Source organism: Gaetbulibacter sp. PBL-D1 (assembly GCF_050509525.1).
Classification (GTDB): domain Bacteria; phylum Bacteroidota; class Bacteroidia; order Flavobacteriales; family Flavobacteriaceae; genus Gaetbulibacter_B; species Gaetbulibacter_B jejuensis.
Genome location: NZ_JBNWKB010000002.1, coordinates 71,115 through 97,266, shown reverse-complemented (window position 1 = coordinate 97,266; position 26,152 = coordinate 71,115). Strand labels below are relative to the sequence as shown.

General features: G+C 32.4%; 15 protein-coding genes. 7 read left to right on the top strand and 8 right to left on the bottom strand.

Features of this window, described 5'->3' with window-relative positions; all coding sequences use genetic code 11:
- Positions 1-20: 20 nt before the first annotated feature.
- On the bottom strand, positions 21-1,496 hold the full coding sequence (locus ACQ0RB_RS02380; protein WP_129759869.1) for a helix-turn-helix domain-containing protein: 1,476 nt from the start codon (positions 1,494-1,496) through the stop codon (positions 21-23).
- A gap of 125 nt (positions 1,497-1,621) precedes the next feature.
- Between ACQ0RB_RS02380 and aceB the strand changes: the two genes are divergently transcribed.
- From aceB to ACQ0RB_RS02365, 3 genes are all read left to right on the top strand, one after another.
- Positions 1,622-3,220: a malate synthase A gene (gene aceB / locus ACQ0RB_RS02375; protein ID WP_430496229.1), complete on the top strand. Its 1,599-nt coding sequence runs from the start codon at positions 1,622-1,624 to the stop codon at positions 3,218-3,220.
- A gap of 71 nt (positions 3,221-3,291) precedes the next feature.
- A complete protein-coding gene (locus tag ACQ0RB_RS02370; protein ID WP_129759871.1) occupies positions 3,292-4,923 on the top strand; it encodes an isocitrate lyase in 1,632 nt (543 codons plus the stop codon).
- Positions 4,924-5,128: 205 nt separating this feature from the next.
- Entirely contained in the window at positions 5,129-7,474 is a 2,346-nt protein-coding gene (locus ACQ0RB_RS02365) for a 7TM diverse intracellular signaling domain-containing protein (RefSeq protein ID WP_430496226.1), read from the top strand.
- Between the two features lie 7 nt (positions 7,475-7,481).
- Here ACQ0RB_RS02365 and ACQ0RB_RS02360 read toward each other — a convergent pair whose 3' ends face one another.
- From ACQ0RB_RS02360 to ACQ0RB_RS02345, 4 genes are all read right to left on the bottom strand, one after another.
- On the bottom strand, positions 7,482-10,223 hold the full coding sequence (locus tag ACQ0RB_RS02360; RefSeq protein ID WP_430496224.1) for a PD-(D/E)XK nuclease family protein: 2,742 nt from the start codon (positions 10,221-10,223) through the stop codon (positions 7,482-7,484).
- Positions 10,224-10,295: 72 nt separating this feature from the next.
- The gene (locus ACQ0RB_RS02355) at positions 10,296-11,657 is read right to left on the bottom strand and encodes an OmpA family protein (protein WP_129759874.1); all 1,362 of its coding nucleotides are present in this window, start codon (positions 11,655-11,657) and stop codon (positions 10,296-10,298) included.
- Between the two features lie 124 nt (positions 11,658-11,781).
- Positions 11,782-12,975: a glycine C-acetyltransferase gene (kbl, locus tag ACQ0RB_RS02350; protein WP_262732511.1), complete on the bottom strand. Its 1,194-nt coding sequence runs from the start codon at positions 12,973-12,975 to the stop codon at positions 11,782-11,784.
- 23 nt (positions 12,976-12,998) lie between these two features.
- Positions 12,999-16,145: a UvrD-helicase domain-containing protein gene (locus tag ACQ0RB_RS02345; protein ID WP_430496221.1), complete on the bottom strand. Its 3,147-nt coding sequence runs from the start codon at positions 16,143-16,145 to the stop codon at positions 12,999-13,001.
- Positions 16,146-16,277: 132 nt separating this feature from the next.
- Here ACQ0RB_RS02345 and ACQ0RB_RS02340 point away from each other — a divergent pair, with 132 nt between their 5' ends.
- On the top strand, positions 16,278-16,886 hold the full coding sequence (locus tag ACQ0RB_RS02340) for a superoxide dismutase (protein ID WP_131506458.1): 609 nt from the start codon (positions 16,278-16,280) through the stop codon (positions 16,884-16,886).
- A 705-nt stretch (positions 16,887-17,591) separates the two neighbouring features.
- Here the strand turns inward: ACQ0RB_RS02340 and ACQ0RB_RS02335 are convergent.
- From ACQ0RB_RS02335 to ACQ0RB_RS02325, 3 genes are read right to left on the bottom strand one after another with little or no spacing between them, the layout of a single operon-like run.
- A complete protein-coding gene (locus ACQ0RB_RS02335) occupies positions 17,592-19,490 on the bottom strand; it encodes an amidophosphoribosyltransferase (RefSeq protein ID WP_131506459.1) in 1,899 nt (632 codons plus the stop codon).
- Positions 19,491-19,548: 58 nt separating this feature from the next.
- Positions 19,549-20,475, bottom strand: a complete 927-nt coding sequence (locus tag ACQ0RB_RS02330) for a PfkB family carbohydrate kinase (RefSeq protein WP_129759879.1) — start codon at positions 20,473-20,475, stop codon at positions 19,549-19,551.
- A 56-nt stretch (positions 20,476-20,531) separates the two neighbouring features.
- Positions 20,532-20,714: a hypothetical protein gene (locus ACQ0RB_RS02325; protein ID WP_430496218.1), complete on the bottom strand. Its 183-nt coding sequence runs from the start codon at positions 20,712-20,714 to the stop codon at positions 20,532-20,534.
- A gap of 125 nt (positions 20,715-20,839) precedes the next feature.
- Between ACQ0RB_RS02325 and ACQ0RB_RS02320 the strand changes: the two genes are divergently transcribed.
- From ACQ0RB_RS02320 to ACQ0RB_RS02310, 3 genes are all read left to right on the top strand, one after another.
- Complete coding sequence (locus tag ACQ0RB_RS02320; protein WP_430496216.1) at positions 20,840-21,322, top strand: DUF7000 family protein; 483 nt, start codon at positions 20,840-20,842, stop codon at positions 21,320-21,322.
- Between the two features lie 398 nt (positions 21,323-21,720).
- The gene (locus tag ACQ0RB_RS02315; protein ID WP_430496214.1) at positions 21,721-24,066 is read left to right on the top strand and encodes a T9SS type A sorting domain-containing protein; all 2,346 of its coding nucleotides are present in this window, start codon (positions 21,721-21,723) and stop codon (positions 24,064-24,066) included.
- A 40-nt stretch (positions 24,067-24,106) separates the two neighbouring features.
- On the top strand, positions 24,107-26,140 hold the full coding sequence (locus ACQ0RB_RS02310; RefSeq protein WP_430496212.1) for a tetratricopeptide repeat-containing sensor histidine kinase: 2,034 nt from the start codon (positions 24,107-24,109) through the stop codon (positions 26,138-26,140).
- Positions 26,141-26,152: the final 12 nt, after the last annotated feature.

Genomic DNA, 26,152 nt, shown 5'->3' with positions numbered 1-26,152 from the left:
TTTTAATTAAGCACAAAAATTCACTGAAACTTCATATTTAATTTTTCAACAATAGAAGCTATGGTTTTATTGGTGTTCAACTTGTCTAGAGCTACAGGAGAAGCTTTTCGTTCTTTACAATCTTTTATTGAACAACGCTCGCAAGTAACTCCTACATATTGTTCGACTATTTTATTTTCATTCAAAAAATTAAGTTTGCGTTCTAATTGTTTATTAATCAGAAAGCCTATTGAGATGCTTCTATACTGGTTTTCACGAAATGGGTCTTTTGTTGCTGATGATAAAACCAAATATTTCATGTTGTCATTAACATAATTTGAAATCTGAGCACTAAATTCATGTGCTTTACCACTTTTACATATAGTGTTCAACACATTTAGGGACACCCATCTTCTACAGTAATGCTCGTTGGTTTCATTGGCTCTTGGTGAATGTTGATGGGATAAGTGCAATTCTTTTTTTAAGTGAAATTTCTCACTTCCAAGTTTATGTGTGAACCTCAAAAAAAACAAATCTTGAACATTGAACGCTTTTGGTATAACGTTAGTTAATCGCTGATAGAAAGATTCGGGAGAAGCGTTAAAACTTTCAATTAGTTTCATAAACCGTGTTTCACTGAAAGTTTTCATTGCAAATATTTTCTCCAATTTGGAAGATAATTCAGCTTTTGAGATAATTAAGGCTCCTGCAAAATAAGAGGCGTAAAAGTTATTCAGTACTTGATCAAAACTGTCAAACTTAATCCAAGGGAACGTATATAATCTATTTGTTATTTCTAAATAATTATAGGCTATTTCTTTTGCATAAATAAATGTTCGTTGCGCGTCATCAATACCAGAAGCCAACAACAGTGTTTTGGTTTTGGGAACAAAAACCGATCTAAGATTTCCTAAGTCTTGGTGCTTTTTCAACTCATTTTCATTTATGGTGTATCCATATTCTTCAATAAGTACTTCCTCAATATCTTTAGACGAAATAGGTTTTGTTAAATCTATCTGATAAGCTTTTGAAAACCTTAAAGCACTTTGCTCTAAATCATCAAAATAATTATTGTTGGCTTCTTGAAATGAACGTACTGAAGCCAAAAAAAAGCTTTCTCTACTAAAATTATAATGTTGAGCTATTTCAATGATGGTACTAATAAAAGCATTTACCTTTGCTGGTGCATTGGCAACAATATCTATTAAGTCGCTTTCTTTTATGCCAAATAAATCCAAAGGTATTTCCTTAAAGATTTTTGACTGTAACAACTCTCCAATAGGAGCTAAATTTTTATCAAGCTTTAGGGACACCAATTGGTCATAGGGTACATCCAGTTTTTCAGATAGAATCGCAATCTTATCAGGCTTAGGGTATTTTTTGCCTTTTTCTATTTCATTTAAATAAGATTTGGACAGTTTTGTCAATTTTGACAACCCAAATAACGATAAGTTTTTGTCTGTTCTAATTTGTTTAAGCTTAAGCCCAAATATGATTTTTATATAGTCTTGTTCCATATTTAATAGCAAAAATAGTGAATTTTGCGAAAATATTAAAAATAGCGAAAAAATATATTTAGCGAACGTTCGCTTGTTTTTTCAAAAACTTTATTTTATTATTGCTATGAAAAACACACACAATTATGGAAAATTCAATATTAAAACAGTACAAAGTACAGTTTGCTAACAACACCAAACATTATTACCCAGAACTTTTAACCGATGATGCTATTGAATTTATAATAGCACTTCATGAAAATTTTAATGAGAATAGATTAAAGCTACTTGACAGGCGAAAAAAGCAACAAAAGGTTTTTGATTCAGGTGTTTTCCCAAATTTTCCTATCGAAACCAAATCAATACGAGAAAGTGAGTGGACAGTTGGTGAAATACCCAATGACTTAAAAGATAGACGCGTTGAAATTACAGGACCTATTGATAGAAAAATGATTATTAATGCATTAAATTCTGGCGCAAGCTCATTTATGGCTGATTTTGAAGACAGTAATGCGCCTACTTGGAAAAACTGTATGCAAGGGCAACAAAACCTTATAGATGCAAATAAAAAAACCATCTCATATACAGATAGCTCTAAAGAAAAAACCTATACGCTCAATAACAAAACATCTATATTGATGGTTAGACCTAGAGGGTTACATTTAAACGAAAAGCACCTGATAATTAACAATACAGAAGTTTCTGCTAGTATTGTGGATTTTGCTTTATATGTATTTCATAATACCAAAACATTACTAGATCAAAATACAGCTCCTTATTTTTACCTACCTAAACTAGAGCATTATTTGGAAGCACGTTGGTGGAATGAAGTTTTTGAATTTGCTCAAGAATATTTGAAGGTTCCTAAAGGAACTTTTAAAGCGACGGTCTTGGTAGAAACTATAACTGCTAGCTTTCAATTGGATGAAATCATTTTTGAACTTAAAGACCATATTGTGGGATTAAACTGCGGACGCTGGGATTATATCTTTTCTTACATTAAAAAGTTTAGAAACCACAACAATTTCAATGTCCCCAACCGAGACCAAGTGACAATGACCGCTCCTTTTATGGATGCGTATTCAAAATTGGTCATACAACGTTGCCATAAACGTGGTATTCTTGCTATAGGAGGAATGGCTGCCCAAATTCCAATTAAAAACAACAAAACCCAAAACGATAACGCTCTAGAGAAAGTAAGATTAGACAAAGAGCGTGAAGTAAAAAATGGACATGATGGTACTTGGGTTGCGCATCCTGCATTAGTTCAAGTAGCAATGGAGGAATTTAACAAACACATGCCCACATCAAATCAAATTCACATTAAAAAGGAAGAGCTAAATATTACAGAAAAGGATTTACTTCAAATACCAAAGGGAACTGTTACAGAAGCCGGAATTAGAAAAAACATAAACGTTGGTATTCTTTATTTAGAAGCATGGTTACGAGGTTATGGTGCGGTGGCTCTTTATAATTTAATGGAAGATGCTGCTACTGCTGAAATATCAAGAACCCAACTTTGGCAGTGGGTAAAAAATGAAGCTGTATTAGATGATGGCAGAAGGCTTACAATAGAACTTTATATGGAACTATTTGATGATGAAATTGAGAAAATCATAACTGAAGTAGGCGAATCTAATATAGCAAGCACTAAACTTGAGTTAGCTATAAAATTGTTTGACAAATTAGTGCTGTCAGATGAATTTGAAGAATTCTTAACAACTCAAGCATATAAATACATTTAAAAAAACAATCCTGCGATTGCGGCAACAATCAACAGGATCTAATTATTATTAAAATAACTTATTACAAAATTATGGAAAATTTAATTCAAAGCAAGTATCAATCTGCAATTGATGCTGTAAAAAGCCTTAAAGAAAAACACGGCACAACCTGGAAAGCAATAAACCCTGAAAATGCAGCTAGAATGACTATTCAAAATCGTTTTAAAACAGGGTTGGACATTTCAAAATACACAGCGGAAATTATGAGAAAAGACATGGAAGATTATGACAAAGACTCTGCAAGATATACACAATCTTTAGGTTGCTGGCATGGTTTTGTTGCCCAACAAAAAATGATAGCAATAAAAAAACACCATAAAACCACAAACAAAAAATATCTTTACCTATCAGGCTGGATGGTTGCTGCACTGCGTTCTGAATTTGGACCATTACCAGATCAATCGATGCATGAAAAAACCGCTGTTCCTCAATTGATAGAAGAAATTTATGATTTTTTACGTCAGGCAGATGCTATAGCTTTGAATGATTTGTTTAGAAGACTTGAAAACGGAGAGGACGTACAAGACGAAATAGATAATTTTGAAACACATATCGTGCCCATCATTGCTGATATTGATGCTGGTTTTGGAAACGAGGAGGCCACTTACCTATTGGCAAAAAAAATGATACAAGCAGGTGCTTGTGCTATTCAAATTGAAAATCAAGTTTCAGATGCAAAGCAATGTGGGCATCAAGATGGTAAAGTAACTGTACCGCACGAAGATTTTATAGCCAAATTAAATGCTATTCGATATGCTTTTTTAGAATTAGGTGTTGAAGATGGGATAATTGTAGCACGAACCGATTCTGAAGGAGCTGGACTTACCCAAAAACTGCCTGTAAGCCAAAAACCAGGTGATTTGGCTTCGCAATACTTGGCTTTTGTTGAAGCTGAAGAAATAAACCTTAATGAAGCCAAAGAAGATGATGTGCTTTTAAAAAGAGAGGGCAAACTTGTTAGGCCCATTAGGCTACCTAATGGATTGTACAAATTTAAAGAAGGTACTAATATTGACAGGGTTGTTTTAGATTGTGTAACAAGCTTACAACATGGTGCCGACTTATTATGGATTGAAACACCAACCCCAAATATTAAACAAATTGCCCATATGGTAAACAGAATTAGAAAAGTTGTCCCAAATGCTAAATTGGTTTACAACAACTCACCTTCATTTAATTGGACATTGAATTTCAGAAATCAAGTCTATGAAGAGATGTTGAACGAGGGAGAAAATATGACGGCATACGATTTAAATGACTTAATGAATGTGCAATACGACAATTCTGAATTGAGTTTTCGTGCAGACCAAAAAATAAAATCTTTTCAAAAGGATGCTTCACAACAAGCAGGTATTTTTCATCATTTAATTACTTTGCCAACCTACCATACAACAGCGCTACACATGAATGATTTATCTCAAGCTTATTTTAATGATGAAGGTATGTTGGCATATGTGAAAGGTGTGCAAAGACAAGAAATAAGAAAAGGTGTTTCGTGTGTAAAACATCAACGAATGGCAGGTTCAGATTTGGGTGACGACCACAAAACTTTTTTTTCAGGTGAAAATGCGCTAAAAGCAAGCGGTAAAAAAAACACTTCAAATCAGTTTAAACATGATTGTCAAAACAATACAAAAAAAATATTTAAAGAAGTAGTCGGTTAATCCTCTATAAAAGGGATGAAAAGCATTTTCATCCCTTTATAAAAGCCTTCATCTAAATATTTTTATTTTCCTTTATTATGCTCCACAGTTCATCCAAGATATTAACATTTTTAAACGGTTTGGAGAAGTTTTGTAACGTGTAATCGAGTTTTTTGATTTTCTATAAAGGGTTTTTGTAAGTTTCATTTGATTAATAGCACCCCAAATGAAATTTATACTACTATTCTGCCTGCTCAGTATAGGATTGTATGCGCAAGAAAATGCATATAACTTAGAAGAGTCTTCAAACAAACTTTACAATTTTGCTGAGTTTACTGCAACTGACAAACCTGAATTATCAATTGAAGAGGTTTTAAACAGCGACTTAGAATTTACTCCACTTGCTTCTGACAATCATAGTATTGGTTTTACTTCACAGAGTTTCTGGACCAGATTTAAACTTTTTAATCCAGATAGCGAATCAAAAACTTACTATCTACAAACAGCAAGACCAATAACTGATATTGCTGATTTATATCAAATATCAAAAAATGGCATTGAAAAGTTTAGTAGTGGAGACCAAATTCCTTTTAATGAAAGGCAGGTTGAACATAGAGAAACCATTTTCAAAATAACATTACCAGCTAATACAACCCAGCAATTTTATTTGCACTTAGCAAGTGATGGCGAAACCATAAACATACCATTAGACATTTATAGTGAGTTTGATTTTTGGGTAATGAACTATAAACAACAATTATTTTTAGGGTTGTTTTATGGGTTGTTATTTCTTGCAGGTGTAATTTATCTTTTCTTTTACACCAGTTTAAAAGAAAAAACATTTTTGTATTATGGGCTTTATGTGTTTTCAATTGCTTTAATGCAAGGTGCATTAGATGGTTTAATTTTTCAATACGTATTTCCAAAAGGAGGTTTTATAAACAGTAGAGCAGTAATGATAGCTGCATTGGCATCAAACTTCTTTTTACTTAAATATTGTGAGTACTTTTTAAAGGTAAAACAGCGAACACCAAAAATATACAGTGTTTTTAAAGGCATTTATATTTTTATTGCTGCACTATTTGTTATGGTGTTTCTTAGTGAAAAAACACTTGAACTTACCTATCCAATAGCAAACTTAAATGGACTTATAAGCTTAGTTTTTATACTTGCAACATTATTTATAATACGTTACAAAAAGATAAAAATAGATCCTTATTTTTCTATTGGAATTTTCTTTTTAGTAATAGGTTTGTTAGGCTTTGTAATGAATAATTTAAGCCTATTACCAAACAATTTCTACACACTCAATAGTGCCAAATTTGGTTCAGGTTTTGAGGTGATTTTCTTATCACTTTCCATGACTAATCTCATCAAAAGGTTACGTATGGAAAAGGAGAAATCTCAGGTTTTAGCTTTAAAGAAATCGGAAGAGATTAGTAAACTAAAAACGTATTTTATGTCTAACATGAGTCATGAATTACGAACACCCATAAATGCTATTATGGGTATTGCTGAGAATCAATTAGAAACTAATAAAAGCAATACAAGCAGAAAGAATTTTGAAATCATTAAAAATGCGTCTCTTAGTCTGTTGAGTAGTGTAAATGATATTCTAGATTTTGAAAAGATTGAAAAGAAGGAACTCAAGTTAAGAAGTGAAGAGTTTAACCCTTCTGTAGTACTTAATCAGATAAGCTCAAATTGGAAGTTAGAAGCCGAAAAGAAAGGGTTGACTTATGCTTTTGAAATGGATTACAACATTCCTACGAGAGTAAAAGGAGATAAAGAGCGTTTTGTTCAAATAATAAACAACATCCTTAACAACGCCATTAAATTTACAATAAAAGGAGGCGTTCATTTAAAACTTAGCTGTACTCAACAGCCAAATGATTTGTCGCGTTTTTCTTTTGTGGTTTCTGACACAGGTGTTGGAATGTCTGATGATATGAAAGAGAATATGTTTGATAGTTTTAACCAAATGAAGCATGATAACAAAAGGCAATTTGGAGGAATTGGTTTAGGTATGACCATCGCAAAGTACTTAGTTGAACTTTTTAACGGTACAATTAGTATAGAAAGTAGTGAAGGAAAAGGGACTAAGGTTTTTGTTGAGCTTCCTTTAGAAGTCATTAGTAAACCTAAAGAAGAATCATTTTTAAATGTTAGCCAAAAAGACCCTTTAAAAGTCTTGGTTGTTGAAGACAATGTGATGAACCAAATGATTATGCGCAAGCTTTTAGGAAGTTCAGAGCATATTAATTTTGCTGTGGCGCAAAACGGTCAGGAGGCTTTAGAAATTCTAAAAAAAGATGTTTACGATGTTGTTTTAATGGATTTACAAATGCCAGTAATGGATGGTTATGAAGCCACAAAAATTATTAGAAGTGGAACATTAGGACAAGTTATTGGCGAAATTCCTATTATAGCAGTAACTGCTGATGCGATGCAAGAAACCAGACAACGAGTGCTTGATATTGGTATGAATGACTATATGACCAAACCAGTGAATAAAGACTTATTAATGGAAAAAATAAATTACTGCTGTAAACCTAAACTACAAATAGCATAAGTGGGCTTTAAACTTCTTTTTCTATAAAGTCGATATTTGGATTACAAATTTCTAAAATAAGATTTTTTAACTCTACCGTATAGTTCCCTAAGGTTTCTTGAGAAATTAATGTGTTTTTGTTTTCAGTGAATTTTAAAAACCCACTACCTAAGTTTTTAAACGAAATTATTCCTGCTTCAACAGGTGCTGTAAACGGCTTTTTAGAGTTTAACATATAAGCATAAGCCAGTATTTGAAATGGTTTACTGTATTTATCATAGTCGGTAGTTAGATCTTCCCATTGAGAAATTTTAACTTTAGAAGCCTCTACTTTTCCAGATTTATAATCAATAATACGAGTAGTACCATTAAATTCATCGATTCGGTCCACTTTTCCTGTTAAATAAACAGGAAAGTCTAGTTCAGGAATATCAATTTTCACTTTATTATCTTCTTCAACCGAAATAATTTTTATAGTATTTCCTTGCTGAAGCGCATCTATTTCTAAATCTAAAAAATTAGAAACATACCGCTTTGCTATTTCAAAAATGATAAGGTTTTTACCTTTTGTGGTATCCCCTTTTTTATATTCATTTTTAAAGTGCTTTAAAACAGTATCATGTATTTTAGGCTTCATTGCTTCAACGTCTTTAGAAGTAAGCTCTTTGCCAATGTAAGGCGTATAAAAGTCCTCTAAAGTGTTGTGAATTGTAGTTCCTAACGTATTAGCTGCAACAGTTTCTTCAACATCATCAAACTCTTTAATTCCGAGAATTTTTTGCTTATAAAAGTCAATTGGGTTTCTAATGTAATTTGTTAATGATGAAGGCGAAAACCCTTTTTCTGCAATTTCTTTTATGCGCGATAGTACTGCATCAGTCTTTTTAATTTGAGTGAGACTTTGTTGAATAGCAGGTACTTTAGGCGACACTATGTAATGGTTAATATTGTGTGTGTCATCAATTTCTAATTGAGTGATAAATCTACTTTTTTCATTGCCTTGTAACACATCTGGTTCGGTATTGTAAACCAAAAAAACAGTGTTAGCTCGTTGTAATAGCCTATAAAAATGATATGTGTAAACTGCATCTTTTTCCTTATAGGTTGGCAGGTTGTTTTCTATTTTAACATCAAAAGGAATAAAAGAATTATTACTTTTTCCAGCAGGTAGAACACCTTCATTAACCGAAGCAATAATAACTGTCTCAAAATCGAGAACTCGAGATTCTAGCATTCCCATAATTTGAAGACCTTGCAAAGGTTCTCCTTTAAAATCTAATGTTTCGTTTTTAATAAGTTCTCTATATAAACCATGTAAAGTATTTATTGATTCAATATGCTCATGTTTTGTCAACATTAGTCCTAATGTATTGAATATTTCATTAAACCTATATAAGTACTCTAATGAGAGTAATTGTTTTGATTTATCCTTGTCTAAAAACGCTTTAATAGACATGATAAGTTTGCTACAATTTGATAAACCTCTCCTTGGATTATTGTTCCAATTATTGAAAAGGAGTTCTAATAACTCTGTTTTAGATGGAGCTAATTCAGTAACTCCTTCAGCAGTAATATTAGCAATATTATTGTTTTGAATATGGTCAATTATTGTATCTGCATGGTCAATATCATTATCAACAAGAAGCGGTTTTATAAATTGATGGGACAGTATTGTTATTACATCTTTGTAATACAGAGTTTTTGAAGTTGATTTTTGAATTGCAAATAGTTTTTCAAACAAAGACGCCAATGGAATTGCATTTAAAGGCAAACCCATAGTAATATTAATGGGACCAATATCTTCAGGCATTGAATTTAATAAAGGCATTAATAGGCTTTCATTGCCTAAAACAACAGCTGTGTTTTTTAATGAGTTCTTCTCTTTTTTTAAACGCTGTAGCAACTCACCAATATATTTTACTTGACCAATATTTTTTGGAGTACCAATAATATCTATAGTCTTTGGTTTGGAATAATTGTTCGATAACCAATTGATAGGATTTTTTCTAAAATAAGGCCAATTCGCTTTATGTTGTCTTATAAACATACCAGCATCATGAATTGAATCTTTAAAAAATCGTTGGTCTAAATCCCAATAGATAATAGCTATATCTTGTTGTAAAAGTTCTTGTATTATGGTTTCTTCGGCTTTGTTAAGTGCGTTAAAACCAACAAACACAAATGTCTTTTCTTGGTTTGCAGCTGTAAACTGCTCAAGGTTATTTACTGCTTCCCTATACACCAAGCCTTGGTATCCTTTTCGCTTTGAAATGAGTTGGTCGTTTAGTAACTCATAATATTGTTTTAAACGTTTCCAAAAGGCTAGGTAGTTTTTAATATAATCGGTTTGATTTTCATCAACTGACCAATGATGATGTTCTATTTCTTTAATAGCAGTTAAGTAATCAAAAATATTTTGAGGCGCTACAAGATAACGGTCTATTTCATTAAAATCCTGAAGCAGTATTTGAGCCCATTTATAAAATTGGTCAAAGGGCTCCACATTTTCTTTTGGAGTTGCCTTAAGATATACATCATAAAACTCAAAAATCAACTCGGTATTATTGATGTATTGTAAGTTAGATAGTGTTTCTACAAAGGTTTCAGTAGAAAGAATTTCAGGTGCAAAAAAAGTGCTTTTAAATACTTTAGATAATTCGTGTTTTAAGAAAACACCAGCTCTTTTACTAGGAAGTACAAAGGTTAATTCTGAAACGTTGAGGTTTTTTTTATGTATGTCACTAATAACCTCTTCTATAAAACTTGTCATATTATAAAAATAAAAAACGCTCCGAATTTCGGAGCGTTTTTTAAACTTATTTTATAGTGTTTTAAAACTTAATTATTTTTTAAGTTTTACTTCTACACGTCTGTTGTTTTTTCTTCCAGAAGCAGTAGAGTTAGAATCTATTGGGTTAGCTTCACCAAAACCAGCAGCAGTTAATCTGTCAGCGTTGATACCGTTAGCGATTAAGTAATCTCTTACAGCGTTAGCTCTTCTTTCAGATAATAATTGGTTAGATGATTTAGATCCAACGCTATCAGTGTGTCCTTCAATAGAGAAGTTAGCTTGTGGATATTCTTTAAAGATAGCAGTCATAGCTTGTAATACAGGATCAGTTTCTTTTTTGAAAGAAGATTTTCCAGTATCAAATAAGATAGTTCTAGCGTAGTTGTTTAAAGTTTCCATTACTTCAGCAGTAGGAAGAACTTCTGGGCAACCATTGTTAGCAACAGTACCAGCTTCGTTAGGACATTTATCGTCTTTGTCTAATACACCGTCACCATCAGTATCTGGCCATGGGCAACCGTTGTTAGCAGCAGGACCAGCTTCGTTAGGACATTTGTCATCTTTATCAGCAACACCGTCACCATCAGCATCTGGACATCCAGCTAAAGCTTTTAAACCAGCAACTGTAGGACAGTTATCATCTTTATCAGCAACACCATCACCATCAGTATCAGGGCAACCGTTAAACTCAGCTAAACCAGCTTCGTTAGGACAATCGTCTTTAGAATCTTCAATACCATCGTTGTCAGAATCTGGACAACCGTTGAATGCTTCTAAACCAGGAACGTCTGGACAAGCATCATCTTTGTCATATATACCATCTCCATCAGTATCTTTTCCACCAAATTTGATAGCAAGACCAACTGAATGTTGGAAGTGAGTAGCTAAATAATCTTCAAACGCATGTTTGTAAGATGTTTGTACAGTTAAACCAACGTTTTCACTAAACCAAAGGTTAAAACCTGCAGTACCATTTAATGTACCAGCTCCGATTTCGTTGATCCAAGTGTAACCACCACCTACTCCTAAGTAAGGGTCAATTAATTTAGAGTTGATTAATTTTGCAAAGCTATATTTTACTGTACCATCTAAAGCGTAGTAAGATAAATCGTCAACTGTAGAATCACCAAAGCTATCAATTTCATTGATAGAACCAGCAGCAGTTAATGTAAACCCATCACTTAAATATCTAGAAACAGATACTGTAGATAATGATGGCAAAAAGTTGTAGTGATCACTAAGGTTGAAAAACTCGTCAAAGTATTCACCTAACGGAGCATCTTCTCCAGTAGGATAAAAGTCAACTGCATTTACACCAATTCCAACAGCCCAAGGATTGTTTTCATCTTGTGCATTAGCATTGAAGCTTAATAAAAGCAACATAGCGAAAAATAATCTGCTAAGATTTTTCATATTCTAATAATTTTAATTTTAAGTGTTAATTGTAAGCAAAAGTAAGTTGTTAAATTTTATTAACAAAGACAAATATATAAAAATATTGATTATTTGCCCTAAAATAGAGGAGTTTGGAACAAATTTAAATTATTTCTAAAGATTTCCCAACCTTAATAAAAGCAGCAATAGCCTTATCTAAGTGCTCTTTTGTGTGTGCTGCCGAGAGTTGTACTCTAATTCTTGCTTTTTCTTTAGGAACTACAGGGAAAAAGAATCCAATCACGTATATTCCTTCGTTTAAGAGCATTTTTGCCATTTTTTGAGACAATTTAGCATCATATAGCATCACAGGAACAATAGCTGAGTCTCCGTCAATGATGTCAAAACCAGCGTCTTTTAACCCTTTTTTAAAATAAGCAGTATTGCTTTCTAAAGTATCTCTTAATGAGGTGTCTTTGGCAAGCATATCAAAAACCTTAATAGAAGCTCCTACAATTGCAGGCGCCAATGAGTTTGAAAACAGATATGGTCTTGAGCGTTGACGCAGTATTTCAATAATTTCTTTTTTACCAGTTGTATAACCTCCCATTGCTCCTCCAAGAGCTTTACCTAATGTTCCAGTTATAATATCTATTCGTCCTAAAACGCCTTTGTCTTCAAGTGTTCCTCTACCAGTTTCACCAATAAAACCAGCAGCATGACATTCATCAATCATAACCAACGCATCATACTTATCAGCCAAGTCGCAAATTTCATCTAAAGGCGCAACTAAACCATCCATTGAAAATACTCCATCTGTGACAATAATTTTAAAACGCGCTCCATTTTCATTAGCTGCAATTAATTGCTTTTCAAGATCTTCCATGTTGTTATTTTCATAACGGTATCTTGCTGCTTTACATAAACGAACACCATCAATTATTGAGGCGTGGTTAAGCGAGTCAGAGATAATAGCATCTTCTTTTCCTAATAATGGTTCAAAAACACCACCATTAGCATCAAAAGCTGCTGCGTAGAGTATAGTGTCTTCAGTACCATAAAACTCAGCTATTTTTTCTTCAAGCTCTTTATGAATATCTTGTGTTCCGCAAATAAAACGAACAGAAGACATTCCAAATCCATGTGTATCCATTGCGTCTTTAGCTGCTTGTACAACTTCAGGATGTGAGGATAAACCTAAGTAATTATTAGCGCAAAAATTTAAAACAGTTTCTCCTGTAGTCAAAGTAATTTCGGCACCTTGAGGCGAAGTAATAATACGTTCTTCTTTGTAAAGACCAGCTTCTTTTATGTCTTTTATTTCGTTTTGTAAGTGTTGTTGTATCTTTCCGTACATATCGTCTTTGGTTTTTTACAAAGTTAAAATTCTTTTACCTGAATATCATCATTTATGTACACAAGAATTTTTTTGGTCACGTTGTAATTCATGTCTTGTAAAACTGAGGTGTAGAGTTCTAATTGTTGCTTATGAGAGCTTTTTTCAGCTCCAGTTTTGTAGTCTATAATTATTGCTTTATTGGTGTTTATTACTAAACGGTCTGGTCGTAAAATTTGACCGTCTTTAGTAATGATATCTCTTTCATTGTAAATCAAATTATTGCTTTCAAAGTAAGATTTCAAGAGTTGGTGATCAACAATTTTTAAAACCATTGGTTTTAGTTCGTCGTATTGTTGACTATTGATAGTTCCTGATTCGATGTACCGATTGAACACAAAATCAATATCTTCTATGGTTTTAATTTCAGCCATGATATTATGAACCAAATTTCCTTTTTCAATAGATTTTTCTTGATCAGTATCCCATAAATAAGCCGAATTGGTAATGATGTTTAGATTGTGTTGCGCTCTTGAAGTAGAAATAAATAGCTCTTGTTGAACGGTTGGTTCTGCTTCATGTGACTGCAATGTTCTTTTTGGGCTTCCAAAAGTATATTCGGTTTGAGTATCATTCCAGAGTGCTTTAGATTTTAAGAAATTGATAAAAAGTCCTGAATAGTATTTTAGCTTCTCTTCGTTTTTAGCGTCTGTGTCATATTCTGAAATGACATATAATTGTTCAACAGCTCTAGTCATAACAACATACAGTAAGTTAATGGCATCGAGCTCTAATTCAGATTGATAGTTTGTATAAATTTCGTTACCAGTGTTATCTAGTTCCTCAAGGTCTTTATTTAGGTTGATGTACATGTGTGAGAAACCACTAAACACTTCAGTATTTACAGGAAACCAAACTTTTGGAGACATGTCAAAATATATATTCTGATTGGCATAAGGGAAAATCACCACAGGAAATTCCAGTCCTTTAGATTTATGAATAGTCATTATTTGTACTGCATTATCGTTTTGTGATGATACAATACTTAGCTTATCTTTTTTGCGTTCCCAAAACTCTAAAAAACTAGAAATACTAGAACCGTGTTTTTGTGAAAAATCGAGAATTTCATCTAAATAAAACTGGATATAAGCATTTGAGGTTGCATTTAATTTAAAGGCTCTTATAATATGTTCTACGGCTTCATAAATTGGCAAGCTAGAAAATGTCCCAAAGTCAAAATTGAAATCATACTCTTTCAATACAGTAAATAGTTTGCTTGATGGTAAATGCACCAAACTACTAACAAAATCATGTTTTTGTTCAAGTTTTAAGCTGTGTTCAGCAATGAAGAGTAAAATATCACATTTTACTTCATTATTTTGAGGCTGTATACTTAGTTGTAAAATGGACGTTATAAAGTTAACCTCAGGAGCATTTTTGAGCATAAGCGATTCTGAAGACACTACATTTATTCCATTTAGGCTTAAATATTCGGCAACTGCGATTCCTTCTTTACTTTTTCGGGTAATAACACAAATATCACCTAGCTTAAAGCCATTGTCCAAAGCCTTGTTAATTGAGAACAGTGTTTTTTCGCAATGTAATTCATCCTTATCTTGATCTTTGGTATTTAAAAATGAGAGCTCTACATAACCGTTTTCTTGAATAAAAACGTCTTGTGAACTCGCTTGATAAATAGCTTGATGTTCAGGACTTGATAGCGCAAAACTACTAATGTGCTTAAAGAAATCATTATTAAAATCTACAACAGTTTTACTGCTTCTAAAATTATAATCTAAATGCTTGGTGGCAATCTCAATATGAAACGGATTGACCTTTTCGGTATACATATCAATAAACTGTTCTGCTTTTCCACCTCTCCATCTGTAAATGGCTTGTTTAGCATCGCCAACTAGCATTATGGAACCTGTTTCGCCTTTTAAATTCTCACCTGAAAGCACATTGTCTGCTAAAGGAATTAGGTTTTGCCATTGCAAAACCGAAGTGTCTTGAAACTCATCAATAAAATAATGTTTAAACTTTTCACCCAAACGTTCATATATAAAAGGAGCTGGTTGATGTTTTATCTCTTTATGAATAATAGAATTAAACTCTGAAATCAGTAAGAGGTTGTCTTCTTCTTTCAGTTCATTTAAAGTATTGTTTATAGCGTTTAAAACCGAAAGAGGCGTGATGTTTTTTATGCAATTGTTTAAAAATTTATATTCGGAAACCGCTTGTTTTGTATCGTTAAAAGCTAAAATAAGTTGAGGCTGTATAGCATTAATAGTTTCCGCAACTTCATTTGAAACACGTTTTGGGTATAAGGTGTTGCCTTCAAGAAGGTCGTTTTGCCAACCTAAATTAAACGATACATTTACATCAGAATTACTTAGTTTTTGAAAATACTTAGGTAAATAGCCTCTAGAGAAATCGTTGTATTCTAAACCTGCTTCATTTATTAGTCTTAAAACTTTATTTGATGTTGCTACTAGGCTTGATTCTTTGGCTTTGAGGGTTTTAATAAGCACAGACTTTAAATCTGAAAAATCCTTTAATTGTTTGCCTTCAAGTTGCTCAATAAATTCAATATCATTTTCATTGACCAGTAGTTTAGCAATTGTATTAAAATCATAAGCGATGTCCCAGCTTCTATCGTCATCGGCTTTTTCAATAGCAAAGTCAACCAGCACTTTAGTTAGTTGCTCATCTTCTCCTGCTTTATCAATAAGCTTATCTACAGCTTTGGCAAGTAAATAAGGCGTATCTAGTTCAACTTCAAAATTTACAGGAAGTTTTAAGTCGTGTGCAAATGTTCTAATAAGCCTATGGTTAAACTTGTCAATAGTTGAAATATCAAAAGACGCATAATTATGAATAATAGTTTGCAGTATTACTTTTGACTTTTCATGAAGCTCATTAGGAGAAATATCAAGCTCTTCAACCAAAAGGGAGAACATACTGTTAGGATTTTCTATAATTGAAGCTTCAGAAAACGCTTTAAGCATATTTATAATACGCTCTTTCATTTCATTTACTGCCTTATTAGTAAAGGTTAGAGCTAAGACAGTCCTAAAAGCAAGTAAGCTGTTGGAGTTCAGTAAAATTTTCAAATACTCTTTAACCAGTGTAAACGTTTTTCCGCTACCTGCAGATGCATTATAAATGGTAAAAGCCCTGTTTTTTAGCATGTAGAAATTTTTGATACAATATAAAAACAATCAATAGATTGATAACAATATATTATTTTAAATCATCTGTTTTTTTGCGTATTATGTGTAAATTTGAAGAAATAAACAATAACAACATAAAAATCAAATATTATGGCTTTTGAATTACCAAAATTAAAATATGCTTACGATGCTTTAGAACCAAATATTGATGCACGTACAATGGAAATACACCATTCAAAGCACCATCAAGGATATACAAACAACCTAAATAATGCAATTGCAGGAACAGACTTAGAAGGAAAAACAATTGAAAATATCTTAGACAATTTAGATATGGACAATAAGGCTGTAAGAAATAATGGAGGAGGTTTTTACAACCACTCATTATTTTGGGATGTTATGAATCCTGAAGGAAAAGGATATTTATCAGGAGAATTAAAAGATGCTATTGAAGCAGAATTTGGTTCGGTAGATGCTTTTAAAGATGCATTTAGTAAAGCAGCTGCAACTCAGTTTGGTTCAGGTTGGGCTTGGTTGTGTGTACATAAAGGCGGAAAAGTTGAAGTATGCTCTACACCAAACCAAGATAACCCATTAATGCCTGGAGTAGGTTGTGGAGGAACACCAATTTTAGGATTGGATGTTTGGGAGCACGCATACTATTTAAATTACCAAAATAGAAGACCAGATTATATTAATGCATTTTTTAATGTAATTAACTGGAATGAAGTAGAAAGACGTTACGCAGAAGCAAAATAGTTTTTCTAAAAATAAATTAATGAAGAACCAAGCTGAATAAGCTTGGTTTTTTTATTTCTATAAATGAAAAAAGGTGAACGAGTGTCCACCTTTTTTGCCCCAAATCTACCATAAACTTAACCTACTTATGTTATGGTGACAGCAAATATATAGCGACATGTTTCAAACTGTTAAATTTATTAGATAAACGACACATAAATTAGCTTAAAAGATTTTTTGTTAGTTAAAAGTGTTGATATATCTAAGGGTTTTAAAGATTTTGAGTTTTATTGGGTGAAAAAGTTTTTGAGAGAAGACTTGCTTTGAAAAAATAAAAAAGGTGAACGAGTGTCCACCTTTTTTGCCCCAAATCTACCATAAACTTAACCTACTTATGTTATGGTGATGACTAATATAGAGCTACTTACAACAAAGTGTTAATAAAATAGATAAACGACACAAAAATTAGTTTAAGGAATTTTTTGAGCTTAAAATGAGATATAATGAAAATGTGAAAGGAAATTTTAAACGAATTGCATAAAAAAAGGTGAACAAGAGTTCACCTTTTTTTGCCCCAAATCTACCATGAACTTAACCTACTTATGTTATGGTCTTACTAAAGTATGCGTAATTTGTTAACAAAGTACAAATATTAGATGAAATGCATTTTTTTTAGATAAACAACGCATTTTTTCGGATAAAGTGTATTTTTTCTCGGTTTTTTGCTTAATAAGCACGCTCTTTATTTCCTTCGTAAAAATTAATGAAAGCCCTGTTAACCACTCTGTTACCTCCAGCAGTTGGGTAGTTGCCTGTAAAGTACCAATCGCCTAAATTTTTAGGACAAGCTTTGTGTAAATTTTCTACCGATTGAAAAATGGTTTCCACTTTAGCGCTTACTGTGTCGTCAGAGATTAATTCTGAAATCTTATCAGAAATTTCTTCGTCAGTAAATACATCATATAAATCTTTCACAAAATTGTGTACATCTTTGTCTTCAAGATCGACCTGAGCTTTACATTTATTATAAACTTCTTCAACTAAGTGATACTTGTTATTTTCTTTTAATAATTCTAACATAGCTCTAAAAGCAATTAAATCTTCTAGTCTTGCCATGTCAATACCATAACAGTCAGGATAGCGTATTTGAGGAGCAGAAGAAACCACAACAATTTTTTTAGGGTTTAATCTGTCCATCATTTTAATAATACTCTTTTTAAGGGTTGTACCTCTTACAATACTATCGTCAATGATTACAAGATTATCATTTGGTTTTATAACACCATACGTTACATCATAAACGTGCGCAACCAAATCGTCTCTACTACTATCTTCAGTAATAAATGTTCTTAGTTTTACATCTTTAATAGCAACCTTTTCTATTCTAGGTCTTTCCGATAGTATTTCAGTAACACGTTCAGCCGAAAGCATACCGTTACCATCTAAAATAGCTTGGGTTTTCTTTTCGTTAAGGTGTTTTTCTACAGTTTCAATCATTCCAAAAAACGACGTTTCAGCAGTATTTGGAATGTATGAAAATACAGTGTTTTGTGTGTCGTTATTAATGGATTTGAGAACTTTAGGCATTAACAGTTTACCTAGCTCTTTTCTTTCTTGATAAATTTCGGCATCACTTCCTCTAGAAAAATAAATGCGTTCAAACGAACACGCTTTTCTTTCAAGTGGCTCTATGATTTGTTTTATTGAAACTTCTCCAGATTTTTTGGTAATAATAGCGTGTCCTGGTTCTAGTTCTTTTACTTCTTCAAACGGAACATTAAAAACAGTTTGAATTACAGGACGCTCAGAAGCTACTACTACAACTTCATCATCTTTATAATAATATGCAGGTCTTATACCAGCAGGATCTCTTAAAACAAATGCATCTCCATGACCAAGTAAACCAGCCATAGCATAACCACCATCCCAGTTTTTGGATGACTTTTTTAGGATCTTTGCAATATTAAGACGTTCGGCTATTAATGGAGAACATTCATGTTTACTGTAACCTTCTTGCTTTAGTTTTTTGTAAACTTTAGAAACAGCATCATCCAAAAAATGACCGATTTTTTCCATAATGGTAATTGTGTCGGCTTTTTCTTTTGGGTGTTGTCCTAATCTTACAAGACCATCAAATAACTGATTAACATTGGTCATGTTAAAGTTTCCTGCAACAATAAGATTTCTGTGCATCCAGTTATTTTGTCTTAAAAACGGATGAACACTCTCTACACTGTTTTTACCAAATGTTCCATAACGAACATGACCTAAAAGCACCTCTCCTATGTAAGGAATGTTCTTCTTTTGTGCTTCTACATCATCAGCATATTCAGGGTGTTCGCTTAATTCTTTATTGATACGATCGTTAATTTGCCCAAAAATATCTTGAATGGGTTGTTGAGCAATAGAGCGCACTCTACTTATATAACGTTCTCCTGGAGTTGTATCTAATTTAATGCTGGCAAAACCTGCACCATCTTGTCCACGATTGTGCTGTTTCTCCATCATGAGATACATTTTGTTTACGCCATAAAAAGCACTCCCATATTTTTCTTTATAAAATTCTAATGGTTTTAAAAGCCTTATTTGTGCGATTCCGCATTCGTGTTTTAAAGCATCACTCATTGTGTTGTGTTGTTGTGAGTTACAAAAATAAAACGCGCTCAGTTTTGAGCGCGTTGGTTTATGTTAGTTCAATATCAAATTGTGTTAAGTCTTTAAACTGCTGCAAGCGTTGATGAACTTCTTTTTTAGGGAGGTTTTTCATGCGCTCTGTACCAAATTTTTCTACACAAAATGAGGCCAGTGTAGAGCCATAAATAACAGCGTTTTTCATGTTTTCAAAAGAGACATCTCCTGTTTTTGCTAAATAACCTGCAAATCCACCAGCAAAAGTATCACCTGCTCCAGTTGGGTCAAACACCTCTTCAAGAGGTAAAGCAGGAGCATAAAACACACTATCATCATGAAACAACAATGCACCATGTTCTCCTTTTTTAATAACTACATATTTTGGTCCCATTTCATGAATTTTCCTTGCCGCTACAACAAGAGAATATTCTCCTGTTAGTTGTCTAGCTTCTTCATCGTTAATGGTAATAACATCAACACGCTTTATAACATTGTGTAAATCTTCAAGCGCTGAGTCCATCCAAAAATTCATAGTGTCTAAAATAGCCAGTTTTGGCTTTTTAGTCATTTGATCCAAAACACTAGATTGTACTATTGGGTGTAAGTTACCAAGCATTACAATTTCAGCGTCTTTATAATCTTGTGGTACAATAGGATTAAAATCAGCTAATACATTAAGCTCAGTTGCTAAGGTATCTCTAGAGTTCATGTCGTTATGATAGCGACCACTCCAAAAGAACGTTTTACCGTCTTTTATGATTTCTATTCCTGAAATATCAATATTTTTTTCAGATAATAAATCTAAATATTCTTGAGGAAAATCTCCTCCAACAACCGATACAATTGCAGAATCTACATTAAACTGTGAGGCAGACAAACCTATAAAAGTTGCTGCTCCTCCTAATATCTTATCGGTTTTTCCGAAAGGTGTTTCAATAGCATCAAAAGCTACAGTACCTACAATAACTAATTTACTCATAAAGAGATTTCAAAATTTTGTGCAAAGATAGGGTTTTAAGCTCTAAATAACGAATATTATTTTCTGCCGAAATCTGCAGGAATTTCTCCCCAAGCTTTGGTTTTCCTTTTTACAATAGTTGTTGTGTGGTGGTTTTCTTTTGGACCTTTTATTGCCCTGCCTACTAAATCAAAAACAGGTTTATTTTTTGCGATGCGTTCTAATTTAGGATTACACATTTTCTTTTGTACCCAACTCATTGCAGTTTTAGAATCGGTATATGTAATACGGACATTATCATATTGTTTTAAAAATGCTAATCCGTGACAATAGCTTAAAAAGCACTAATTTTATCAGTAAAATCTAAATTACTTAAACGTAGAATATGGATGATTTAAATAAATATGTTGCGATTTATAAAGAGCAGTTAGCTAAAGGAGACATATTAATAGCTTATAATGGCCTGGTGAAATTTGTTATGAAACTAAGGACTGATTTTATAAAAAATCTTTCTAACAAATATACTTTTGCGGGTATTTTGCATGGCTATATGGATTACACATATTTTTATTTTTCTAATGACCTTTTAAAAAGTAAAAAATTAAAATTCGCTTTGGTTTTAAATCATTTAGAAATGACATTCGAAATTTGGCTTTTAGGAAACACTTTGTCAGTACAAAAAACATATTGGGAGCTTTTGAAAATGTCTAAATGGAATGAGAACCGATCTGAAATGCCTAAATATGCAGTTCTAGAAGCAACACTGGTAAGTAATCCCGATTTCAACAACCTTGATAAATTATCAAAGCAAATAGAAGACCAAATGCTTCAGGTCTCAAGAGACATAATAAGTACCTTAAAGGAATAGTTTTATTTATTTCTATCCTTCTGAAATGAAAAAAGTAACTGTTTTACTTGTAGTGATTTTTACGATTAAAGCATAGCTCAAAATGTTTCTGAATGTGGTTATATTATAGTGTGGAACTTTTTAAAATAATTATTCTAGCTGTAGAAGAGAGGTGTATGTAAAAAACTTATTTTTTGCATACGTATCATACGTATTATTTGCATGTAACACGTATTTTATTCAGTAATGAGGACGCATATTTTTGTGGAGATTCACATCAATTAATCTCCATGAAAAAATTTATTTTTAGAACCCTTTTTTTGTTCACGTTATTGTTAGTTAATAATAGCCTTGTGTTAGGGCAAATAAGTAATAAGTCTTATCCTTTACAAAGCTCTTTATATGCCAAACAAGGTCAAGTGAAAATTCCAATAATTCAATTAGAAACTATTGATTTAGAAAAAGTAACAGCAGAAGATCTTATTGAAGATGAAAAAAACGAAAAAGCCACTAGATTCGGAATTATTATCCAAACAAACATAGGATTTGAACAAGGTGCTTGGGAAACATTAGAAAATGGCGATAGACTATGGAGAGTTCATATAAATCCTCAAAACGCCAAAGCAACCAATCTATATTTTGATGATTTTTATATGCCTATTGGCGCAACATTACATGTCTATAACCCAGATAAAACAGAAATTTTAGGAGGTTTTGGTGCGCATAACAATTCAGAAAAAAACGTTTTTGCAACAGCGCTTATTTATGGTGAAGATATTATAGTTGAATATTTTGAGCCAGCAGCTGTTAAAAATCAAGGAAGACTTCATATTTCTGGTGTTAATCATGCTTACAGAATGGTTAATAATCCTAAAGATACTTCAGATTATGGCAGTTCTGGTGATTGTGAAGTTAACGTAAATTGCTCACCAGAAGGCGATGGTAAAACAGAACAAAGAGATGCGTCTGTAAGAATTTTAGTTGTAGAAGATGGTTCTACGGGATGGTGCTCTGGTACAGTTCTGAATAATGCAAATTTTGACTGTACCCCATATTTACTTACAGCACTTCACTGTGTATCAGGTAGTATAGCCCAGTGGGTTTTTTATTTTAACTACCAAAGTACTGATTGTAGCAATGGTATTGAAACAGAAATTCCGACCCAAACGGTAACAGGTGCTACATTATTGGCAAATTATAATGGTGCAGATTGGGCATTATTACAGCTTAATAGCAATATTCCAGACTCTTATAATGTGTTTTATTCTGGTTGGGACATATCAGAAAACGATTTTACTGGTGGATTTGGTATTCATCACCCAGCAGGAGATATTAAAAAAGTATCTACTTTTAATAGTACGGTATCTGTTATTTCTACACCAGAAGTACAATCTTGCAGAGAAGTATTTTGGGATGCGACTACAAATGGTCATGGTGTTACAGAAGGTGGCTCTTCAGGCTCTGGTTTATTTAATAATAATGGACATCTTATAGGGACGTTATATGGAGGATACTCTTCTTGTTCAAATACATCAGGCTCTGATTATTATGGTAATATTGCGCATCAAGGAGGTAGTAGTGTCAGTAGATTAAACGATTGGCTAAACCCTAATAATTATAATATTACTTCTTTAGATGGAGCTTATTCGCCATGTAATCAAAACAACTCGGAGTTATCAAATATAACTATGCCTAGTAATTATTTTTGTGGCAGTTCTGTAATCCCTAAAGTTAGCATACTAAATAAAAGTAGCATACCATTAACAAGCTTAACCATCAATTATCAAGTTAATTCAGAAGCTATTCAAACCTACAACTGGTCAGGAAATCTTAATCAGAATCAATCAGAATTAGTCTCTTTACCAGAAATTTTAGTAGCAGCAGATAGTCCTTTAACATTGCAGGTTTTTACCAATATGCCAAATGGTAGTGTAGATGTATATCCTGAAAATGACATGTTAACAGTCGCTAGTCAACCTAGAATCGTTAAAAACCTTCCTTATTCAGAAGATTTTCAATCCGGAAATTTACCAGATAATATGGTTGTTTACGTAGAGCCTTCCTATGGTACTAACTGGATTTATGATACCAATGCCAACGCTTTTCAAGATGCCAATTTAGGATCAAGCATTATGATGGATAATTATACTGCGACTACTACAGGTACCGAAAGTTTCTTAGAGCTATCAGTAGATCTATCTATTCATACAGGTTCTAATCTTTCTTTTGATGTCGCCTATGCTAGATATGATGACACTTTTTATGATGGTTTAGAGTTAAGAGTCTCTTCAGATTGTGGAGTTACATACACCACACTTTTTTCTGAAAGCGGCTCTACCTTAGCAACCGCACCAGACGCATCTGATTTCTTTGTGCCAAATGCCTCACAATGGGCTACCAAAACTGTAGATTTATCTGCTTATGATAGTTTAGATAATCTTGTTCTGGCTTTTGTAAATATAGGTGGTTATGGCCAAGCGCTTTATTTAGATAATATTCTTGTGGAATCATCAGAGACATTGTCTGTTGCGAATAATAATATAGAAAATGACCTAAAAGTATTTCCTAATCCAACATCGGATATACTAACTATAAAAACCAGTTATGATATTGATAAAATAGAGCTTTATGATATGCTTGGAAAACGAGTAATGAAAAAAACTAATAGTTCTGAATTGAATTTAAATTCGCTTTCTGATGGCATATATTTATTAGAGATTTATATAAATAACGTCAGAACAGTAAAGCGTATAATAAAACAATAACAATGTATTGCTTTTAAATTGAATTGATAAAAACCTAGTTTTGGATGAGAATTATAATAAAATTAAAGCCAAAGTTGCTTTATATTTACGTACTCAATCTAAAAGCCTTATGAAGTTTATCTTTAAACTTGTTTCGTTTTTTTTAATATTATATGTTCAACATCCTTTTTTGCAAGCCCAAAACAAATCTTCTGATTTATATAAAAAGTTAGAGGTTTTAGATAGCTTAAGTCAGGAAAACTCTATAAGTGATTCTTTATTGATTGAAACAATCACTCTGGCTAAACAATTAAAAGAATATGATATTGCTGTAGACAAAATAGCAAGCTTAATAAAAAGCTATAATTATAATACTAACCAAAAGAGCGAAGCAAAAAAACTAATTTCTCAAGCAACTTCTTTTTTACATTTAGTAGAAGATAAAAACATTATCAGTCGTTATTATTTTGAAGTTGCTGACTTGTATTATTATTCAGGTGCGTTTGAAGCGTCGTTAAAGCATTATGATAGTGCGTTTTATTATGCGAAAAATATAAATAGTTCTCTGCAAGGACTTTCTAAATTTGGAAAAGGTATTGTTTATGTAGATACAGGAGATTTTGGAAAGGCTTCAATTGCTCTTCAAGAAGCTATTACCTATTTTAAAAAAGATAAGGATACATTAAATTGGATTAATGCAAAAAACTCAATAACTATTTTATATGGTAAAAATGGATTTTATGAAGAGGAAGAAGAAGAAAGAAACGAGCTAATAAATCTTGCAAATTCATATAAAAACTACCCAAATCTACCAAGTGTATATTATAATGCTGCTGCAAGCGCAAATAAAACATCAAATCAAAAAAAGCGTATTAGTTATTTATTGAAAGCGCTTCTTGTTAATGAAAATTCAGAATATAAAGATTTTTTTCAGCCTATCTTAAATTCTGGATTAGCTGCAGCTTATGCTGATAGTGATAGTATAGCAAAAGCTGAAAAAATAATAAAACAAATAGAATTAGATTCTAATTCTGTTACTGGTTTTAATGAGTCCTTTTATTTAGATGCAAAAATGCGGTTAACTTTTGCTAAAAAAAAATATCGTGAGTCAGAAAAGTATGGTTTAGCTTATTTGAAATTAAAACGTCAAAGCAGTGAATATGAAGAAATACAAGAAGCTGAACAGTTTTTGTCAAAAACATATAAGGCTTTAGGTGATGAAAAAAGTGCCCTTAAGCACTATGAGAGTTTTACAAAATTAAAAGACTCTATTTCTAATGTTCAAAAACTGCGAGTACTTAGTTATTATCAAACATTGTACGAAACAGAAAAACGAGATTTAAAAATTCAAGCCCAACAAGGAGATATTGAGTTATTAAACGCAAAAAATAAGCTGAAAGCGCAATGGTTATGGTTTGGTAGTTTTAGCTTGATTATCTTTTTTATTGTCATTATTATTTTAAGGTCAAGAAGCTTTATGAAAAAGCAACAAAAATTGCAAGAAAGCTTTACTCAACAAGTAATAGCATCACAAGAGCATGAACGTAATAAGTTAGCAATGGAGCTTCATGATAGTGTTGGGCAGCAATTGATGTTATTGGTAAGAAAAACAAAAGTTTTACCTGATAGTTCGTTTCAAGAATTAGCTTCTGAAGCACTCTCTAGTGTCAGAACAATATCTCATGATTTATATCCTGTAGTTTTGATGCGTTTAGGATTTTCAGAAGCTGTGCAGCAATTAGTCAATTCAATTGATGAAAACTCTGACATGTTCTTTACAACAGAAATAATGTTTGTAGATGATATGTTAAATGATGATGAAGCATTGCATTTGTATCGAATAATTCAAGAAGTTTTGCAAAATACATTAAAGCATTCAGAGTCTAAATCAGTGCTTGTTGAGGTAGTTCGAATCAATAAAAAGGTCATATTAAAAATAAAGGACAATGGAGTTGGGTTCAACGTTGATATGGCGTTAAAAACCAATAACAGCTTAGGTTTAAAATCCATAAAAGAACGATGTAAAATCATACAAGCTGAATTATTTGTAGAATCTCACTCAAATAAGGGAACATTAACCAAAGTAATCTTATAATATCAAGTCTTT